The organism is Streptomyces sp. NPDC087906 (assembly GCF_055584925.1).
On record NZ_JBVJLC010000004.1, the window covers coordinates 306,154 to 324,356 of the forward strand.

13 protein-coding genes are annotated in these 18,203 nt (G+C 71.1%); all 13 read left to right on the forward strand.

Annotated elements, in window-relative coordinates; all coding sequences use genetic code 11:
• Window positions 1-229 precede the first annotated feature (229 nt).
• Window positions 230-1,246, forward strand: a complete 1,017-nt coding sequence (locus ACZ63I_RS15035; protein ID WP_469338801.1) for a mechanosensitive ion channel family protein — start codon at window positions 230-232, stop codon at window positions 1,244-1,246.
• 249 nt (window positions 1,247-1,495) lie between these two features.
• Window positions 1,496-2,614, forward strand: coding sequence for an ROK family transcriptional regulator (locus tag ACZ63I_RS15040; RefSeq protein WP_469339236.1), 1,119 nt, complete (start codon window positions 1,496-1,498; stop codon window positions 2,612-2,614).
• A gap of 145 nt (window positions 2,615-2,759) precedes the next feature.
• Window positions 2,760-4,103: an ABC transporter substrate-binding protein gene (locus tag ACZ63I_RS15045; protein ID WP_469338803.1), complete on the forward strand. Its 1,344-nt coding sequence runs from the start codon at window positions 2,760-2,762 to the stop codon at window positions 4,101-4,103.
• Window positions 4,104-4,120: 17 nt separating this feature from the next.
• Window positions 4,121-5,113: a carbohydrate ABC transporter permease gene (locus tag ACZ63I_RS15050; protein WP_469339237.1), complete on the forward strand. Its 993-nt coding sequence runs from the start codon at window positions 4,121-4,123 to the stop codon at window positions 5,111-5,113.
• 1 nt (window position 5,114) lies between these two features.
• Entirely contained in the window at window positions 5,115-6,017 is a 903-nt protein-coding gene (locus tag ACZ63I_RS15055) for a carbohydrate ABC transporter permease (RefSeq protein ID WP_469338804.1), read from the forward strand.
• A 5-nt stretch (window positions 6,018-6,022) separates the two neighbouring features.
• On the forward strand, window positions 6,023-7,288 hold the full coding sequence (locus ACZ63I_RS15060; RefSeq protein ID WP_469338805.1) for a 6-phospho-beta-glucosidase: 1,266 nt from the start codon (window positions 6,023-6,025) through the stop codon (window positions 7,286-7,288).
• A complete protein-coding gene (locus ACZ63I_RS15065) occupies window positions 7,279-8,289 on the forward strand; it encodes an N-acetylglucosamine kinase (RefSeq protein WP_469338807.1) in 1,011 nt (336 codons plus the stop codon). The genes ACZ63I_RS15060 and ACZ63I_RS15065 overlap by 10 nt, the downstream gene beginning before the upstream one ends.
• 205 nt (window positions 8,290-8,494) lie before the next feature.
• Window positions 8,495-9,910 (forward strand): hypothetical protein, encoded by a 1,416-nt coding sequence (locus ACZ63I_RS15070; RefSeq protein ID WP_469338809.1) that lies wholly within the window; start codon window positions 8,495-8,497, stop codon window positions 9,908-9,910.
• An 11-nt stretch (window positions 9,911-9,921) separates the two neighbouring features.
• Entirely contained in the window at window positions 9,922-10,995 is a 1,074-nt protein-coding gene (locus ACZ63I_RS15075; RefSeq protein WP_469338810.1) for a glutamate ABC transporter substrate-binding protein, read from the forward strand.
• Window positions 10,996-11,068: 73 nt separating this feature from the next.
• On the forward strand, window positions 11,069-12,439 hold the full coding sequence (locus tag ACZ63I_RS15080; protein ID WP_469338811.1) for a coiled-coil domain-containing protein: 1,371 nt from the start codon (window positions 11,069-11,071) through the stop codon (window positions 12,437-12,439).
• Window positions 12,436-15,180: a serine/threonine-protein kinase gene (locus tag ACZ63I_RS15085; RefSeq protein WP_469338813.1), complete on the forward strand. Its 2,745-nt coding sequence runs from the start codon at window positions 12,436-12,438 to the stop codon at window positions 15,178-15,180. The genes ACZ63I_RS15080 and ACZ63I_RS15085 overlap by 4 nt, the downstream gene beginning before the upstream one ends.
• Before the next feature lie 3 nt (window positions 15,181-15,183).
• Window positions 15,184-16,659 carry a PP2C family serine/threonine-protein phosphatase gene (locus ACZ63I_RS15090; protein ID WP_469338814.1) on the forward strand — a complete coding sequence of 492 codons (1,476 nt, stop codon included), beginning with the start codon at window positions 15,184-15,186 and terminating at the stop codon, window positions 16,657-16,659.
• 111 nt (window positions 16,660-16,770) lie between these two features.
• Window positions 16,771-18,129, forward strand: coding sequence for a vWA domain-containing protein (locus ACZ63I_RS15095; RefSeq protein ID WP_469338815.1), 1,359 nt, complete (start codon window positions 16,771-16,773; stop codon window positions 18,127-18,129).
• Window positions 18,130-18,203 lie beyond the last annotated feature (74 nt).

An 18,203-nucleotide genomic window follows, 5' to 3' on the forward strand; every position in this document is an offset into this window, starting at 1 on the left:
GGCTCGCGCCGGGACGATCTGCTCTCAGTCTCTCCTCATGCCTGGTCGAAACGCCACCACGACCAGGTAACGGGCTCGGAGTGTTTTCGACCACAGCACGCCGCGCACACTCCCGCATCCGGTGCGCGGGGCCGCGTGAGCCCCGTCTCTCCACCCCTGTGAGCGGGGAGAGGGCCGCAGGGCGCCGTTAGTCTGGTTGGCCTGTCCGGCAAACCTGGAGGTTCTGCTCGTGTTCTGGTCCGCCCCGCCGGCCCCTGCCCCCTCGTCGCGCCCTGTCACGATCGGCGAGGCGACGGAACGGGCGACCGACGCGGCGAGCTGGGTGGGTGAGAACTGGTCCACCTGGCTGAGCATCCTCCTGCGGATCCTGCTGATCCTGGTGATAGCGCTGGTGCTGCGCCATCTGATCCGGCGGGCGCTGACCCGGCTGATAGCCCGGATGAACCGCAGTGTGCAGGCGGTGGAGGGCACGGCGCTCGGCGGGCTGCTGGTCAACGCCGAGCGGCGCAGACAGCGCTCGGAGGCCATCGGCTCGGTACTCCGTTCGGTGGCGTCCTTCCTGATCCTCGGCACGGCCGCGTTGATGGCGCTGGGCGCGCTGAACATCAACCTGGCCCCGCTGCTGGCCTCCGCGGGGGTCGCGGGCGTGGCGCTCGGCTTCGGGGCGCGCAATCTCGTCACGGACTTCCTGTCCGGTGTCTTCATGATCCTGGAGGACCAGTACGGCGTCGGGGACACCATCGACGCGGGCGTCGCCTCCGGCGAGGTGATCGAGGTCGGGCTGCGTGTGACGAAGCTGCGCGGCGACAGCGGCGAGATCTGGTACGTGCGCAACGGCGAGGTGAAGCGCATCGGCAACCTGAGCCAGGGCTGGGCCACGGCCGGCGTCGATGTCGTCGTGCGCCCGACGGAGGACCTGGAGCAGGTGCGTACGGTCGTCACGTCGGTCGCCGAGCAGATGGCCAAGGACGACCCGTGGAACGAGCGGCTGTGGGGCCCTGTGCAGGTGCTCGGCCTGGATTCCGTGCTGATGGAGTCGATGACGATCCGGCTCGCCGCGAAGACGATGCCGGGCCAGGCGCTCGGCGTCGAGCGCGAGCTGCGCTGGCGGGTGAAGCGCGCCCTGGACGCCGCGGAGATCCGGATGCTCGGCGCCGAGCCGGCGCCGCAGGAGGCGGAGGCACCGGACCGGGCGGCCGGCACCGCGCCGCCGTCCTCGCTCGCCAACCCGGCGTCCGCCCCGTAACGGCACCGTTTCGGCGGTCATCCCCCGCCGCGTACGAAACCGCCCCGGAGGTAACGCTTTGGTTGCCTCGGCGAAGACGCAGCTCGTCGGGTATTGACGCGTCGCTTACACGCGGCCTACTTTCCTCGGAACCGGAATAGGAAACTTTCCTAACAATGTGGTCGGGAGAGCCGGGAAGCCGAGGGGCAGGGGTACGCCGTGAGCGGGACAGCCACACCGTCGCCGGGTACGCCGAGCGTGCTGCGGGCCATGAACGACCGCACGGCGCTCGACCTGCTGATCGCGCACGGTCCGCTGACCCGGACCAGGATCGGTGAGCTGACCGGCCTCTCCAAACCGACCGCCTCCCAGTTGCTCACCCGTCTTGAGACGGCCGGCCTGGTCCGTACGACGGGCAGCCAGAGCGGCCGTCCCGGACCCAACGCGGTGCTCTACGAGATCCGTCCCGACGCCGCCCATGTCGCCGCACTGGCCGTCGGGCACACCGGCATCAGCGCCCGCGTCTCCGACATAACCGGCGCCGTCGTCGGCGAGAGCCGGGTCGAGGCCGAAGCGGTCGCCGACGACGTACGGGGCCGGACGGCCCAGCTCGTCGCCGAGGCCGTCGACGGCGCACTGGACCAGGCGGGCCTGGACCACGGCGATCTGCACTGCGTGGTCATAGGCACGCCCGGCGCGATAGACCCGCACACGGGCGAGCTGCGCTACGCACCGCATCTGCCGGGCTGGCAGTCGCGGACCCTGCTGAGCGACCTCGCCGATGTGCTCGGCACCCCGGTCGTCATCGAGAACGACGTCAATCTCGCGGCGATAGCCGAGCAGCACGAGGGCGCGGCGCAGGACTACGACGACTTCGTGCTCGCCTGGGTCGACCGGGGTGTCGGTGCGGCGATCGTGCTGGGCGGCACCCTGCTGCGCGGCGCGACCGGCGGCGCGGGCGAGATCGGCTACATGCCGCTGCCGGGCGCTCCGCTGGCCCGCGGCGGCGACGAGAAGTGGGCGGCGGACGACGCGGGCGGCGGCTTCCAGAGCCAGGTCGCCAGCGCGGCCGTACGGAATCTGGCCGGCGGCCTGCCGCTGGCCGAGGCGCTGGCCGACGAGTCCGTACGCGCGGAGGTCGCCCACCGGCTGGCCACCGGACTCGCCGCCGTGGTGGCCGTCGTCGACCCCGAACTGGTCGTCCTGTCCGGCGCGGTGGCCGAGGCGGGCGGCGAGGCGCTGCGCGAGCGGGTCGAGGCCGAGCTGACGGGTCTCGCCCTGCCCAGACCGCTGCTGCGGATCAGCGACATCACCGGTGATCCGATCCTGACCGGGGCGCTGCGCATCGCGCTCTCGCAGGCGCGCGACGCGGTGTTCGACACCACCTGAACCGGCCGTCCGGACCACCGACACAACCCGCACCCCCAACATCGGCCCTCTACACCCCACTTAAGCGTTTTGTCATCATTACTCCCCTTCCCCCGCCCTCCCCCTTCTTCCTCCGTCCTCCCTTCTTCTGCAAAGGAAGTCCGACATGGCGCGATGGCGTATACGCACTTGCGTGCCCGTGGCGCTCGGTGCGGCCGCGGCCCTGCTGCTCTCGGGATGTGCCAATCCGAGCACCGGCAGCAACACCGACGATCCGACCAAACCGGTCACGCTGAAGTTCTGGCACGGCTGGTCGGCGCCCAGCGAGGTCAAGGCGATCAACGAGAACATCGCCAACTTCGAGAAGCTGCATCCGAACATCAAGGTCGTCTCGACCGGCAACGTCAGCGACGAGACGATCAACCAGGCGCTGCGCGCGGGCGGCGGTGACGCCCCGGACGTGGTCACGTCGTTCACCACCAACAACGTGGGCCAGTACTGCTCGTCGGGCATGTGGGCGGATCTCGACCCGTTCCTGAAGAAGTCCGGGATCGACAAGACCAAGACCTTCCCGCAGACCCTGCTGGACTACACCCAGTACCAGGGTGTGCAGTGCGCCATGCCGCTGCTCGCCGACGCGTTCGGCATGTACTACAACAAGGACGCCTTCGACGCGGCGGGCATCACCCGGCCGCCGCACACCATGTCGGAGATGAAGGCCGACGCGGTCAAGCTGACCGAGAAGAACAAGGACGGATCGCTCAAGCGGGCCGGCTTCATGCCGAACTTCCAGCTCTACCAGAACAGCCCCGACCGGATGTTCGCGCAGTGGGGCCCGACGTACTTCGACAAGGACGGCAAGGCCCAGCTCGCCGACGAGCCGAAGACCAAGGCGTTCTTCGACACCATGAAGTCCCTCTCGGACGCGCAGGGCGGCTACGGCGCGATGGAGAAGCTGCGCGCCACCTTCGGTGAGGAGATGTCGTCCCAGAACGGCTTCCTGACCGGCAAGCTCGCCATGCACCTCGACGGCGAGTGGCGCGGGCTGATGCTCAAGGACGCCAAGGCGAAGTTCAAATGGGGCGTCGCACCGCTCCCGGTCCCCGACGACCAGGCCGACACCTACGGGCGCGGCTATCTGACGGGCACCGTCGCCGGTATCTCGCACAGCAGCAAGCATCAGAACGCCGCCTGGGAACTGATGAAGTACCTGACGATCGACACCGGTTCCGTGGTGCATTTCGCCAACGCGATCCACAACGTGCCGTCCACGTTCGCGGCGCTCAAGTCGCCGACGCTGGACCAGGACCCGACGTTCCAGGAATTCATCAAGATCGCGCAGAACCCGCACAGCGAGGCGATCCCGCCGTCCAACAACGGCGGCCAGTACATCAACTCGTTCGGTGACTTCTCGCAGTCCGTCGAGGCGGGCAGGACGAAGAATCTGCACTCGGCCCTGACGAAACTCGACGACCAGATCGACGCCGACAACGTCCAGTCGGAAAACTGAGGAGCCGGGTCATGGCAATGTCACTCTCCACCTCGGCGAAGGCAGCCGAGCCCACCGCGGCGAAGTCACCGGGCAACAGCCCGCTGCGGCGCAAGCAGAACCGCAGCCGGCTGCGCACCCTGGGCTTTCTCTCGCCCTGGCTGATCGGCTTCTCGGTCTTCTTCGGATATCCGCTGATCGCGACCGTCTACTTCTCGTTCATGCACTACAACCAGATCAAGTCGCCGACCTTCGTGGGCCTGCGGAACTGGAAGTACGTGCTCGACCAGATGCCGCTGTTCGGTCCCGCGCTGTGGAACACGATGTGGCTCGTCGTGGTGATGGTCGCGCTGCGCGTGGTCTTCGGCCTCGGCGTCGGCATGCTCGTCACGAAGATCAAGACGGGGGTGGGGCTGTTCCGTACGGCCTTCTACATCCCCTATCTGGCACCTCCGGTGGCCGCGACCGTCGCCTTCGTCTTCCTGCTCAACCCGTCGACGGGCCCGGTCAACAAGATCCTCGGCTGGGTGGGTCTGCACGGTCCGAACTGGTTCAACGACCCCAACTGGTCGAAGCCCTCGCTCGTCCTGCTGTCGCTGTGGGGCATCGGCGACCTGATGGTCATCTTCATGGCCTCGCTGCTCGACGTCCCCAAGGACCAGTACGAGGCCGCCGACCTGGACGGCGCCGGCTCGATCGCCAAGTTCCGCTACATCACCTGGCCGGCCATCACGCCGATCGTGCTGTTCGCCGTCGTCACCGGTGTCGTCCAGACGATGCAGTACTACACACAGGCCCTGGTCGCGGGGAAGCTCGCCTCCGGTGTCTCGATCGGGCCCGGCACGGTGATCCAGCCCGGCTACCCGGACCACTCCACGCTGACCGTCCCGCAGCTCATCTACTCGCTGGGCTTCCAGAACTTCAACACCGGCGCGGCCTGCGTGCTCTCGCTCGTGCTCTTCGCCATCGCCATGGCCGTCACCCTTCTGCTGATGCGCAAGAGCGTCGGCCTCATCCCGGCGGAGGACTGAGATGACCACCACGACCCTGAACCCGCCGGCGGCCGTCGCGCAGACCCGCCCCTCGGGCCCCGAAACCGCCCGCTTCCGCCGCAAGCGCGCCCTGAACTGGATCGCCGTGCACGCCCTGGCGATCGCGATGGCGCTGTTCTTCGTGCTGCCGTTCGTCTTCGTCTTCCTCACCTCGGTGATGAGCGACGGGCAGGCGCTGAGCGGCGATCTGTGGCCGACGTCCTGGCACTGGTCGAACTACTCGACGGTCTTCCACACCCCGGGCTTCCTGACCTGGTGGCGCAACTCGCTGATGTACGCGGTGCTCGGCACGGTCTTCACCGTCTGCTCGTCCGTGCCTGTCGCCTACGCGCTCGCCAAGTTCCGCTTCCGCGGCCGCCGGACGGCCATGGTGCTCGTCATCTCGACGATGATGCTGCCGCCCCAGGTCATCATCATCCCGATGTACCTGGTCTGGTCGCAGCAGTTCCACCTGTCGGGCTCGCTGTGGCCGCTGATCATCCCGATGGCGTTCGGCGACGCGTACTCCATCTTCCTGCTGCGGCAGTTCCTGCTGACCATCCCCAACGAGTACATCGAGTCGGCGAAGGTCGACGGCTGCGGCGAGTTCCGCACACTGCTGAAGATCGTCGTGCCGATGGCCAAGCCCGGCATCGCGGCCGTCGCCCTGTTCCAGTTCTTCTACTGCTGGAACGACTACTTCGGGCCGCAGATCTACGCGGCCCAGAACCCCGGCGCGTGGACCCTGAGCTACGGCCTGGAATCATTCAAAAGCGCGCACAGCGTGAACTGGAATCTGACGATGGCCGCGACCCTGCTGGTCATGGCCCCGGTCGTCATCGTCTTCTTCTTCGCGCAAAAGGCCTTCGTAGAAGGCGTCACCCTCACCGGAGTAAAGGGCTGAGAACCATGAAGCTCGCAGTGGTAGGCGGCGGATCGACCTACACACCTGAACTGATCGACGGATTCGCGAGGCTGCGCGACACCCTGCCCATCGAGGAACTCGTCCTGGTCGACCCGGCGGCCGACCGGCTCGACCTGGTCGGGGGGCTCGCCCGGCGGATCTTCGCCAAGCTCGGCCACCCCGGCCGGATCACCACCACGTCCGACCTCGACGCCGGTGTCGAGGGCGCCGACGCCGTGCTGCTCCAGCTCCGCGTCGGCGGCCAGGCCGCCCGCAACCAGGACGAGACCTGGCCGCTGGAGTGCGGCTGCGTCGGCCAGGAGACGACGGGCGCCGGCGGCCTCGCCAAGGCGCTGCGCACGGTCCCGGTCGTGCTGGACATCGCGGAGCGGGTCCGGCGCACCAACCCGGACGCCTGGATCATCGACTTCACCAACCCGGTGGGGATCGTGACGCGCGCGCTGCTCCAGGCCGGGCACAAGGCCGTCGGCCTGTGCAACGTCGCGATCGGCTTCCAGCGCAAGTTCGCCGACCGGCTCGGGGTCACCCCTTCCGAGGTGTATCTGGAGCATGTCGGCCTCAACCACCTGACGTGGGAGCGGGGCGTGCGGATCGGCGGGCCGGACGGCGAGGACATGCTGCCCAAGCTGCTCGCCGAATTCGGCGACGAGATCGCGGCCGACCTGCACATGCCCCGTCCGGTGCTCGACCGGCTCGGCGTCGTGCCCTCGTACTACCTGCGCTACTACTACGCGCACGACGAGGTCGTACGGGAGCTGCGGACCAAGCCCTCGCGCGCCTCCGAGGTGGCGGAGATGGAGAAGCAACTGCTGGCGATGTACGGGGACCCGGCGCTGGACGAGAAGCCCGCGCTGCTCGCCAAGCGCGGCGGCGCCTACTACTCGGAGGCGGCCGTCGACCTGGCGGCCTCGCTGCTGCGCGGCGGCGGCAGCCCGATCCAGGTCGTCAACACGCTGAACAACGGCACCCTGCCGTTCCTCGCGGACGACGCGGTGATCGAGGTGCAGGCACGGGTCGGTACGGACGGCGCGACGCCGCTCGCCGTGCCGAAGCTCGACCCGCTGTACGCGGGGCTCATCGCCAACGTGACGGCGTACGAGGACCTGGCGCTGCGCACGGCGCTGGACGGCAGCCGCGACGCGGTGTTCAAGACCCTGCTGGCGCATCCGCTGGTCGGCCAGTACGAGTACGCGGAGAAGCTCACCGACGAGCTGATCGCGCACAACCGGGAGCACCTCGCGTGGGCGTGAGCACTGCCGGCCAGGCGGCGGGACGCGCGAGCGTCCTGGCCGTCGACGCCGGGAACAGCAAGACCGATGTGGCCGTGATCGGCGCCGACGGCTCGGTGCTCGGCACCGGTCGCGGCGGCGGCTTCCAGCCGCCCATCGTCGGCATCGAGGAGGCCGTCGACGTGGTGGCCGCCGCGGTCGCCGAGGCCGCCGCGGCGGCGGGACTGCCGGCGAAGGACCTGGTCAGCCATGTGTCCGCGTGCCTGGCCAACGCGGATCTGCCCGTCGAGGAGCGGGAGTTGGCGCAGGCCGTGCAGGCGCGCGGCTGGGGTCTGACGACGGAGGTGCGCAACGACACCTTCGCGATACTGCGGGCCGGGCTGCCGAGCGGCGCCGAGCCGCTGGGGGTCGCCGTGGTCTGCGGCGCCGGCATCAACTGCGTGGGCATGCGGCCCGACGGCAGGACCGCCCGCTTCCCCGCCATCGGCCGCATCTCCGGTGACTGGGGCGGCGGTTCGGGGCTCGCCGAGGAGGCGCTGTGGTTCGCGGCGCGCGCCGAGGACGGCCGCGGCGAGCCGACGGAGCTGATGCGGACGTTGCCCGCCCACTTCGGCCTGACCACGATGTACGAGCTGATCGAGGCCCTGCATCTGAAGCACGTCCCGGCCCTGCGCAAGCACGAGCTGACACCGGTGCTGTTCGCGACGAGCGCGGCGGGCGACCCCGTGGCGAGAGCGGTGGTCGACCGGCTGGCCGAGGAGGTCGTCGTGATGGCGACCGTCGCGCTCGGCCGGCTCGATCTGCTGGACGAGGAGGCGCCGGTGCTGCTGGGCGGGGGTGTGCTGGCGGCCCGTCATCCGCAGTTGGACGACCGGATCGCGGAGCTGCTGGCCGCCAAGGCGCCCAAGGCGGTGATCGGCGTCGTGACGGCGCCGCCGGTGCTCGGCGCCGGGCTGCTCGGGCTCGACCACATCGGCGCGAGCGCCGCCGAACACGTGCGGCTGCACACGCATTACGCGTGATCATTCCGCCCGGAAGGGGAACCGATCAGCGGGCTGTGACGTATTCATGGTGGGGAGAGCGCGCCGCTGAGGTGGCGCGATACGTACAAGATCAGTCAAGCGTGGTGTGATTGTCGGTCCCTGCGGCCATACTGCTGGCCGGGAGCTGTCCCCCGACCCACCGGGGGCCGGCCGGCCGTCGTCTACTGACCGAGGGGGAGGTCACGTGACATACCCGCAGAATGTGCGCACAGCGCCACCGTCGGCGCGACCGCCCGCGCCGGCGCAGCCGCCGCCCAGGCCGCCGGCGCCGCCCGGCGTACCGCCCGCCCGGCGCAGCGCCTGGTCGGAGACCAGGGAGCGGCTGGGCTCGGCGGCGACGACGGAGCCCGGCAGGCTGCGCATCATCGGCGCCGCGCTGGCGCTGCTGGTGCTGGTGTTCGGCGCGGTGACGGCCTGGCAGGCCTCCGACCGGTACGCGTCGGCGGACGACGTGGTGAACCGCAGCCAGCCGGTGAAGGACGCGGCGAACATCTACCGCTCGCTGGCCGCCGCCGACACGGACGCGGCGACCGGTTTCCTGGCCGGCGCGACCGAACCCCCCGATGTGCAGGCGGCGTACCGGAAGGACATCGCCACCGCTTCCGAGCTGCTGGTGCGGGTCGCGAAGAGCACGGAGGCGAACAGCGGCGCCGCGCGGCTGATCGCGGACATCAACAGCCAACTGCCCGTCTACACGGGGCTGATCGAGCGGGCCAGGGCCGCCAACCGGCAGGACCAGCCGCTCGGCGGCGCCTATCTGCGGTACGCGAACGAGCAGATGACCAAGGACGGCGGCCTTCTGCCGAACGCCGAGGCGCTGTACAACGCGGAGACGAAGCGGCTGCAGGAGGACTCGGACCAGGCCAGGATCTGGCCCTTCGCCGCGCTCGCCCTCGGGGTGCTCACCCTGGCCGCGCTGGTCTGGGCGCAGCGCCGCAACTACCGCAGCACGAACCGGGTGTTCAACCAGGGACTGCTCGGTGCGACAGCGGCGGCCACGGCCGTGCTGCTGTGGCTGATCGCGGGGCAGGCGCTGAGCAGCTCGCATCTGGGTGACGCGAACACGCACGGGCAGAGTTCGCTCGCGGTGCTCAACGAGGCCCGGATCAACGCGCTGAAGGCGCGGGCCAACGAGAACCTGACGCTGGTCTCGCGCGGTTCGATCCTCGCCGCCGACGGTATCAACGACAAGTACGAGGTCGACTTCAACGCCCGCATGAAGGACCTGGAGTCCGAGCTGGGCCGGGCCAGGGGGCTCGCCGACGACGCGGAGGGGCGCGATCCGGTGACCGCAGCGCTCGGGTCGGTCTCGGTGTGGGAGAAGCGGAACGACGAGGCCAACGCCGCCAACAAGAGCGGTGACTTCGAGAGCGCGCTGAAGAAGATCAACGGCGCGGGCGACACGGCCGAGGCGTCCTTCAACCAGGTGGAGACCTCCCTGAACAAGGCGATCGGCCAGGAGCAGAGCGAGTTCGACGCGTCGGCCGACGCCGGGCGCGGTGCGCTCACCTGGCTGGCGGCAGGCGCCGGCGTGCTCGCCGTCCTCGGGGCGCTCGGCGCGCTGCTGGGCGTGGGCCGCAGGCTTTCGGAGTACCGGTGAGAGGGGGAGCGATGAGTCGTGTGTCCGACAGGCTCCGCGGCTGGGGCGGGGTCACCGCCATGGGCGTGGCCTGCGCTGTGACGGCCGCACTCACCCTGCTGCCGCTGGCGCACAGCGGAGCCGACAGCGCTGACGGAGGGCGGCTGGTGGCGCCGCACGGCACGACAGCCGTGCCCGCGAAGGCCGAGAAGTGCCAGGACGGGGAGGCGCCGGAGGCGAGTCTGCCCGCGTCGGGCGCCACCGGCCCGATCGTCGCCGACATGCAGCGGCGCGAGGACAAGCGGCTGATCGTCGGCGTCGACCAGAACAGCTACGACTGGGGCTATCTCGACCCGGAGTCGAACGAGTTCGAGGGCTTCGACATCGACATCGCCCGCGCCATCGCCAAGGACATCTACGGCAGTGACAAGGCGGTCAAGTTCCAGCCCGTCTCGACGGCGCAGCGCATCCCCGCACTGCAGAACGGCACGGTCGACATCATCGTCCGGACGATGACGATCTCCTGCGACCGGCGCGAGGACATCGACTTCTCCAGCGCGTACTTCAAAGCGGGCCAGCAGGTCCTCGCCCCCAAGTCGTCGGACATCACCGGCTACAACGCGACGCTGAAGGGCAAGCGGGTCTGCACGGCGACCGGTTCGTCGGCCGTGCAGGCGCTGGAGGGCGACAAGAAGAACGGCGCCTTCGGGGCGGTCTACTGGGACAGCGCCAACAACGAGGGCAACAAGCCGGCCGGGCAGAGCGCCGCCGACCTGAGCGTGCCGAACCAGCTCGACTGCCTGGTCAGGCTGCAACTCGGGCTGGTCGACGCGATCGTCACGGACAATTCACTCGCCGCCGGCCAGGCCGCGCAGGACCCGTCGGTCATGCTGAAGGGCCCGCCGTTCACGACCGAGTACTACGGTGTCGCGACCAAGCTGAGCACGACCGGCGACAACGACCTGGTGCGCCGGATCAACAAGGTCCTGGAGGAGTACCGGGCGGGCGGGGCCGCCAGCCCCTGGATGCGGTCGTACGACAAATGGCTCAAGACGGGGCTGCCGGGGATAGCCGGGCCGCCCGCGCCCACCTACAAGACCAACTGACCAACTGGACCAACTGGACCGACCGGACCAAGGCCAACGAGTCCCCCCGCAGGGCGAAGCGAAGAGGTGATCGATGGGCGCCACGGGCTCCTTTCCCGGATCGTCGGGGACGCCACCGGTACCGGTCATGGACCGGGACGAGGTGGACCGGGCCCTCGCGCGCCTCGAAGCCGAGCACGAGGCGATCGAGACGTCCCTGCTCGCCCTCCAGGACCACGCGGGCCGCAGACTCCTCGAAGGGGCGGCGCTCACCGGCGTCACCAAGGACCGCTGGACCTCCGTCGAGCCCACGATCACCCTGCTCTGGGCGTACTTCGACCGGTACAGCGACACCCTGACCGAGGCGCGTGAGCTGCGCGCCAAGCGGCGCTGGCCCAACCGCGAGGATCTTGAGGAGCTGACCGAGAAGCTGCGCGGCCAGGCGGTGACGGTCGCGGCGCCCGCCGCCGAGCACGGCATGCCGTCGAGCATCACCGGACCCGCCAAGCTCGCCGAGCGGTTCACGCTGGCCCAGTTGGTGACCCGGATGAACGACTTGTACGCGCGCTCGCTCGACATGGTCGTCGCCGCCGACGCCGTCTGGTCGGCGCTGCCCGCGCGGATCGACCTGCTCTCCACCGAACTGCGGCGCACGCTCTCGCTCGCCCACTCGGTGGGGGTACGGCCCGGTGAGCATCCGGCCGGCGACGACCTGGACGCGATCACCGACGAGCTGACCGCGCTGCGCGCCCAGGTGGTCTCCGACCCGCTCGCCTTCTGGCGTGCGGCGCCGGGCAGTTCGGCCCCGGGCGGCGGCCGTCCCGACACCGAGCGCTACGACAGGGCGGCCCGCGCCCTCGAAGAGGTACGGCGCGAGATCGAGGCCGTGCTCGCCGTCCGCAAGGACTCCGAGGAGCGGCTGCTGCGGCTGCGCGACGTACTGTCGCGCGCCGACCGCACACTGGACGAGGCCAGGTCGGCGCGCGGCGAGGTGCTCGCGAAGATCGCCGCGTCCGAGGTGCCCGCCGTCAGCGGGCCCTCGGCCGTGCTGCACGAGCGGCTCTCGACCGCCGCCGAATACCGCAGGCATGCCCAATGGCACCGGCTGTCGCCGCTCCTGGAGTCCCTTGAGCGCGACGCCGAGGACGAACTGCTGCGCGCCCGTGAGTCGTTGACCGCGGTCACGGCGCCGCTCGCGGTCCGCGCGGAGCTGCGCGGCCGGCTCGACGCGTACAAGGCGAAGGTCGCCAGGCACGGCATGGCCGAGGACCCGCTGCTGATCGAGCGGTACGACGCGGCCCGCCGGATGCTGTGGAGCGCTCCGTGCGACCTGCGCGTCGCCGAGCAGGCCGTGCTGCGCTACCAGCAGGCGACGGCCGAGGTCCTGGTGCCGAGGCAGCAGCGCCCGCAGCAGCCGACCGACCGCGGGACATCAGGAACAGAAGGCGAACGGGGGGACCGATGAGCGGGACGGACGCGTGCCAGCGCCCGGGGTGCGAGGGCTCGTACGAGGACATGGGCGGCGGTGAGCTGTACTGCGACACCTGCGGTCTCGCCCCGGTGGTCTCCCCCACCGGGCAGGTGTCCTCACCGCCGACCGGTATCGCGGGCGGCGGGAAGGGCGGCAGCTCCTCCCGGGCGTCGTCGCAGTCGTCCACGGCGGGCTCTGCGGGCTCGGCGCGGTCCGCGCGCTCGTCGCGCTCGTCGACGTCGCGGCGCTCCGTTTCGGGGCGGCTGTCGCGCGCGCTGTCGGGCTCCGCTTCCGGACCTTCGGTCTCGGTGCGCGCCTCGGGCGGTTCCGCCTCCTCGTCGGGGCGCAACCGGCTCGGCGCGGGCCTGGTCTCCGTACCGGACGTACCGCGCCCCGACCCCAGGTCGGCCGTGATGGAGCGCCCGGAGGTGCCGGAGCGCAAGCGGTTCTGCTCCCGCTCCGACTGCGGCGCCGCGGTCGGCCGCAGCAGGGGTGAACTGCCGGGGCGTACCGAAGGGTTCTGCACCAAGTGCGGCCACCCGTACTCGTTCGTGCCGAAGCTCGCCGGGGGCGACATCGTGCACGGCCAGTACGAGGTCGCCGGCTGCCTGGCGCACGGCGGCCTCGGCTGGGTCTATCTCGCCGTCGACCGCGCGGTCTCCGACCGCTGGGTCGTCCTCAAGGGCCTGCTCGACACCGGCGACGCCGACGCGATGGAGGCCGCGATCTCGGAGCGCCGCTTCCTGGCGGAGATCGAGCATTCGAACATCGTCCGCATCTACAACTTCGTGGAACATCTCGACCAGCGCACCGGCTCCCTGGACGGCTACATCGTCATGGAGTACGTCGGCGGCAAGTCGCTCAAGGAGATCGCCAACGACCGGCGCGGGCCGACCGGCAAGCGCGATCCGCTGCCCGTCGAGCAGGCCTGCGCGTACGGCATCGAGGCGCTGGAGGCCCTGGGCCATCTGCACAGCCGCAATCTGCTGTACTGCGACTTCAAGGTCGACAACGCGATCCAGACCGAGGACCAGCTCAAGCTGATCGACATGGGCGCGGTGCGCCGGATGGACGACGACGAGTCGGCGATCTACGGCACGGTCGGCTACCAGGCGCCCGAGGTGGGAGAGGTGGGCCCTTCCGTCGCCTCCGACCTGTACACGGTCGCCCGCACCCTGGCCGTGCTCACCTTCGACTTCCAGGGCTACACGAACGTCTTCGTGGACTCACTGCCCGACCCGGAGCACATCGAGGTCTTCCGGGCGTACGAGTCGTTCTACCGGCTGCTGGTGCGGGCCACGGACCCGGACCCGGCGCGGCGCTTCTCCTCGGCGCAGGAGATGGCCGAGCAGTTGACCGGTGTGCTGCGCGAGGTCGTCGCCGTGCAGACGGGCCGGCCGAGGCCCGCGCTGTCGACGCTCTTCGGACCGGAACTGCGCGTCACGGACACGGAACTGTTCGCCGAGCTGACCGATGACGTCTCCGCGCTCGGGGCGCGCGCCACGGCGCAGCGCGGGCGCGCCGCGCGCCGAAGCAGGGCCGCCGCCGCGCCCGGTGTGCTGCCAGGACTGCCGCCCTCCCCCGGAGCCGCGCCCGGCGGTCAGCTTCCGCCGGGAGTCGGCGCCGGGGTGCTGCCCGCGCCCGGCGCCCGGCCCGGCGTCCAGGGCGCCGGCGGTCTTGACCCGGCGGCCCCCGCTCCGGCGGCCCCGGCGGCCCTGGCTCCCGCTCCGGGCGGCGTGCTCGCCGGCGTACCCGCGCCGCGCGTCGGCGGTGCGCCCGCGTCACTGAACGGCGCGGCGGGGCCCCGGCTCGCGCGGCTCGACACCCGCGCCGTCGCGCTCGCGCTGCCGGTGCCCCGGGTCGATCCGAACGACGCGAACGCGGGCTTCCTCGCCGGCTTGATGGCGGCGGCGCCCGGCGAACTGATCGCCGCCCTGGAGGCCGCTCCCGCCGACTCGCCGGAGCGGCGGCTGCGCCAGGTGCGCGCCTGGCTGGAGAACGGCGACTCGTACACGGCCGTGGAGGCCCTGCACACCCTGGAATCGCGGCATCCGGACGACTGGCGGGTGGTCTGGTACCGGGGGCTCGCCTCGCTCGTCACCGGCGACCACGAGACGGCGGCACTCGCCTTCGACGCGATCTACGACGCGTTCCCCGGCGAGCCCGCGCCGAAGCTCGCTCTCGGCATCTGCGCCGAGGTCCTGGGCCAGCTCGACAACGCGGCCGAGTACTACCGGCTCATCTGGACGACCGACCCCAGCTATGTCAGCGCCGCCTTCGCGCTGGCGCGGGTGCAGCTCGCCGCGGGGGACCGCGGCGGCGCCGTACAGACCCTGGAGTCGGTGCCCGAGGCGTCCATCCACTACACGGCCGCCCGGGTGGCCGCCGTGCGGGCCCGGCTGCGCAAGCGCGCCGCCGCCGATCCGCTGCTGGACGATCTGCGGGCGGCGGGCGGCCAGGTGGAGGCCCTCCAGGGGCTCGGGCTCGACGCCGTACGGCGGGAGCAATTGTCCACGGAAGTACTCGGCACGGCCCTGGACTGGATACTCTCCGGGGGCCGGGGCGGACAGGTGGTGCAGTCCACCACCCTGCTCGGCACCGCGCTCGACGAACGTGGCCTGCGGCTCGGACTGGAACGTTCGTACCGGGTGCTGGCCCGGCTCGCTCAGCGCGGCGAGGAGAGGATCGAACTGGTGGAGCGGGCCAACCGTTTCCGCCCCCGGACGTGGGTGTGATTGATGGCGCAGAAGCCCCATTTGGCTGCTTGGTCGACATGCCCCGGCTGCACGGAGCCGGTGGAGTCCGGCGACCGGTTCTGCGGTGCGTGCGGATACGACCTGACGGCCGGACCGCAGGCCCAGGGCGACCACCCCACCGTCGCCCTGAACGGCGCGGCGCAGGCCGCCCTGGAGACTCCGGCCCCCGGCCGGGCCGCCCCCGGGCGTCCTGGTTCCGACAACGCTGTCGCCTGGCCCGCGGCTGCGGGTACGGACAGCGCGGCGGCCGACGCCCCCGTCCAGCACCCCGGTGAGCTGCCGGGCCTCGACTCGGCGGGCGTCCAGCTCTCCGGGCACTCGGGCGACTTCGTGCTGCCCGCCCCCGACGAGCCACCGGCCGAGGCGGGGCCGAACGCCGTACCGCCGGCGGCCATGCGCGACGACTCGCCGCGTACGGCACCCGGATCGGCACCCGACCCGGCGGCCGATCCTGCGGGCGGCCCCGCCTCGGCCGACCCGCGCGCCGGAGGTCCCGGTGCGGCGGGCCCCGGCGCGGCGGCCGGCGGCAAGCTCTGCGTGGCCTGCCGCAGCGGCCGTGTCGACCCCGACGGCTACTGCGAGAACTGCGGCCACGCCCAGCCGCGCGAACGCGACCATGTCGAGCAGGAGCTGGACGCCGTCGCGGCCGTCAGCGACCGGGGGCTGCGCCACCACCGCAACGAGGACGCGTTCGCCGTCTCGTCGGCCGCCCTGCCGGACGGCTCGCCCGCCGTCGTCGCGATCGTCTGCGACGGGGTGTCGTCGGCGACCCGGCCCGACGAGGCGTCAGCCGCGGCGGCGGCGGCGGCCAACGAGTCGCTGCTGGCCGCGCTGCCGCTCGGTACGCACCCGCAGCAGGCGATGCACGAGGCGATCGTCGCCGCCGCCGAGGCGGTCAACCGGCTCGCGCCCGAGCCCGGCGGCGCCACGGAGCACGACCAGCACCGCCATCAGAACGCCCCGGCCTGCACGATCGTCGGTTCGGTCGTCGCGGGCGGGCTGCTGGTCGTCGGCTGGATCGGGGACAGCAGGGCGTACTGGATCCCGGACGACCGCGGCGGCCCGACCGCCCGGCTCACCGAGGACGACTCCTGGGCGGCGCAGATGGTCTCGGCGGGTCTGATGAACGAGGCGGAGGCGTACGCGGACGAGCGGGCCCACGCCATCACCGGCTGGCTCGGCGCCGACGCGTACGAACTGGACCCGCACACCGCCTCGTTCAAGCCCGACAGGGCCGGTGTCGTCGTGGTCTGCACGGACGGTCTGTGGAACTACGCGGAAGGCGCCGACGAGTTGGCCAGGGTCGTGCCCGCCGACGCGGCGGCCCGGCCGCTGCACGCCGCCCAAGTACTGGTGGGGCACGCCCTCGACGGCGGCGGCCACGACAACGTAACAGTGGCCGTCGTGCCGTTCGCGGTGCCACGGCAAGGGGCAGGATCCGCCTACAACACGGCTTGAGCCCGCCTCTGCCCGCCAACGACCCCATAGATCATTCATTGCCCCCTATGCCGTATTCCGTTGTCCTGCCTTGTCTTTACGGTGCGCCGGGGCGCCAAGGAGCAGATACGAATGGCGAACTTCTCCAAGTCGAACGTGCCGCAGTTCAGCGTCGACGTGTACCAGAACGAGTACCTGCCCGAGGGCGGCCGCGAGGTGAACGGGATCGTCACGGTCACCTCGACCGGCGGCGGCACCACGGGCGGCATACGGCTGGCGGGCGCGTCCGCCTCGCCCACAACGCTGCCGGGGCACAGCCCGAACGCGGCCGTGGTGATCATGGTCGACTGCTCGGGTTCGATGGACTATCCGCCGACGAAGATGCGCAACGCGCGCGACGCCACGGCCGCCGCCGTCGACACGCTGCGCGACGGGGTCGCCTTCGCCGTCGTCGCCGGTACGCACGTGGCCAAGGAGGTCTTCCCCGGCAACGGCGCGCTGGCGGTCGCCGACGCGAACACCAGGGCCCAGGCCAAGGACGCCCTGCGCCGGCTGAGCGCGGGCGGCGGCACCGCCATCGGCACCTGGCTGCGGCTGGCCGACCGGCTGCTCTCCACGGCCGACGTGCCGATCCGGCACGGCATCCTGCTCACCGACGGCCGCAACGAGCACGAGGCGCCGGAGGACCTGCGGGCGGCGCTCGACGCCTGCGCCGGCCGCTTCACCTGTGACGCGCGCGGGGTGGGCACGGACTGGGAGGTCAAGGAGGTCACCGCCGTCTCCTCCGCGCTGCTCGGCACGGCCGACATCGTCGCCGACCCGGCGGGCCTGGCCGCCGACTTCACGCAGATGATGGAGAACGCGATGGGCAAGGAGGTCGCGGACGTGGCGCTGCGGCTCTGGACCCCGGTCGGCGTGGAGATCCGCTTCGTGAAGCAGGTGGCGCCCACGGTCGAGGACCTCACCGGCCGCCGTACGGAGGCGGGGCCGCGCGCCGGCGACTATCCGACCGGTTCCTGGGGCGACGAGTCCCGCGACTACCACGTGTGCGTGGTGGTCCCCGAGGCGGGCATCGGCCAGGAGATGCTGGCGGCCCGGGTCTCGCTGATCCTGCCCGCGGCGGAGGGCGGCGCCCCCGAGGTGCTGTCTCAAGGGCTGATACGAGCGGTGTGGACCGACGACATGGTCGCGTCCACCTCCATCAACCCCCAGGTCGCCCACTACACGGGGCAGGCGGAGCTGGCGCAGGTCATCCAGCAGGGCCTGGACGCCCGCAAGTCGGGCGACTTCGACGGCGCGACGTCGAAGCTGGGCCGCGCCGTGCAGCTCGCCGCCTCTTCGGGGAACGCCGATACGGCGAAACTGCTTTCGAAGGTGGTGGACGTGGTCGACGCGGCGACAGGTACTGTGCGACTGAAGGCGAAGGTAACGGATGCGGACGAGATGACCCTCGAAACGCGGTCCACCAAAACCGTTCGCGTCAAGAAGTGACGCGAAGAAGCAGCGCCAAGAAGTAGCGTCGAGTGACGGCCTGCGGGCCGGACGAAGGAAGGGGGAAGAGCCGA

What these genes read in the sequence shown, in the direction of transcription:
- ACZ63I_RS15055 (WP_469338804.1), top strand. Translation starts at nt 5,115, where the DNA reads ATGACCACCACGACCCTGAACCCGCCGGCGGCCGTCGCGCAGACCCGC.
- ACZ63I_RS15045 (WP_469338803.1), top strand. Translation starts at nt 2,760, where the DNA reads ATGGCGCGATGGCGTATACGCACTTGCGTGCCCGTGGCGCTCGGTGCG.
- ACZ63I_RS15075 (WP_469338810.1), top strand. Translation starts at nt 9,922, where the DNA reads ATGAGTCGTGTGTCCGACAGGCTCCGCGGCTGGGGCGGGGTCACCGCC.
- ACZ63I_RS15080 (WP_469338811.1), top strand. Translation starts at nt 11,069, where the DNA reads ATGGGCGCCACGGGCTCCTTTCCCGGATCGTCGGGGACGCCACCGGTA.
- ACZ63I_RS15050 (WP_469339237.1), top strand. Translation starts at nt 4,121, where the DNA reads ATGTCACTCTCCACCTCGGCGAAGGCAGCCGAGCCCACCGCGGCGAAG.
- ACZ63I_RS15090 (WP_469338814.1), top strand. Translation starts at nt 15,184, where the DNA reads ATGGCGCAGAAGCCCCATTTGGCTGCTTGGTCGACATGCCCCGGCTGC.
- ACZ63I_RS15095 (WP_469338815.1), top strand. Translation starts at nt 16,771, where the DNA reads ATGGCGAACTTCTCCAAGTCGAACGTGCCGCAGTTCAGCGTCGACGTG.
- ACZ63I_RS15060 (WP_469338805.1), top strand. Translation starts at nt 6,023, where the DNA reads ATGAAGCTCGCAGTGGTAGGCGGCGGATCGACCTACACACCTGAACTG.
- ACZ63I_RS15085 (WP_469338813.1), top strand. Translation starts at nt 12,436, where the DNA reads ATGAGCGGGACGGACGCGTGCCAGCGCCCGGGGTGCGAGGGCTCGTAC.
- ACZ63I_RS15040 (WP_469339236.1), top strand. Translation starts at nt 1,496, where the DNA reads ATGAACGACCGCACGGCGCTCGACCTGCTGATCGCGCACGGTCCGCTG.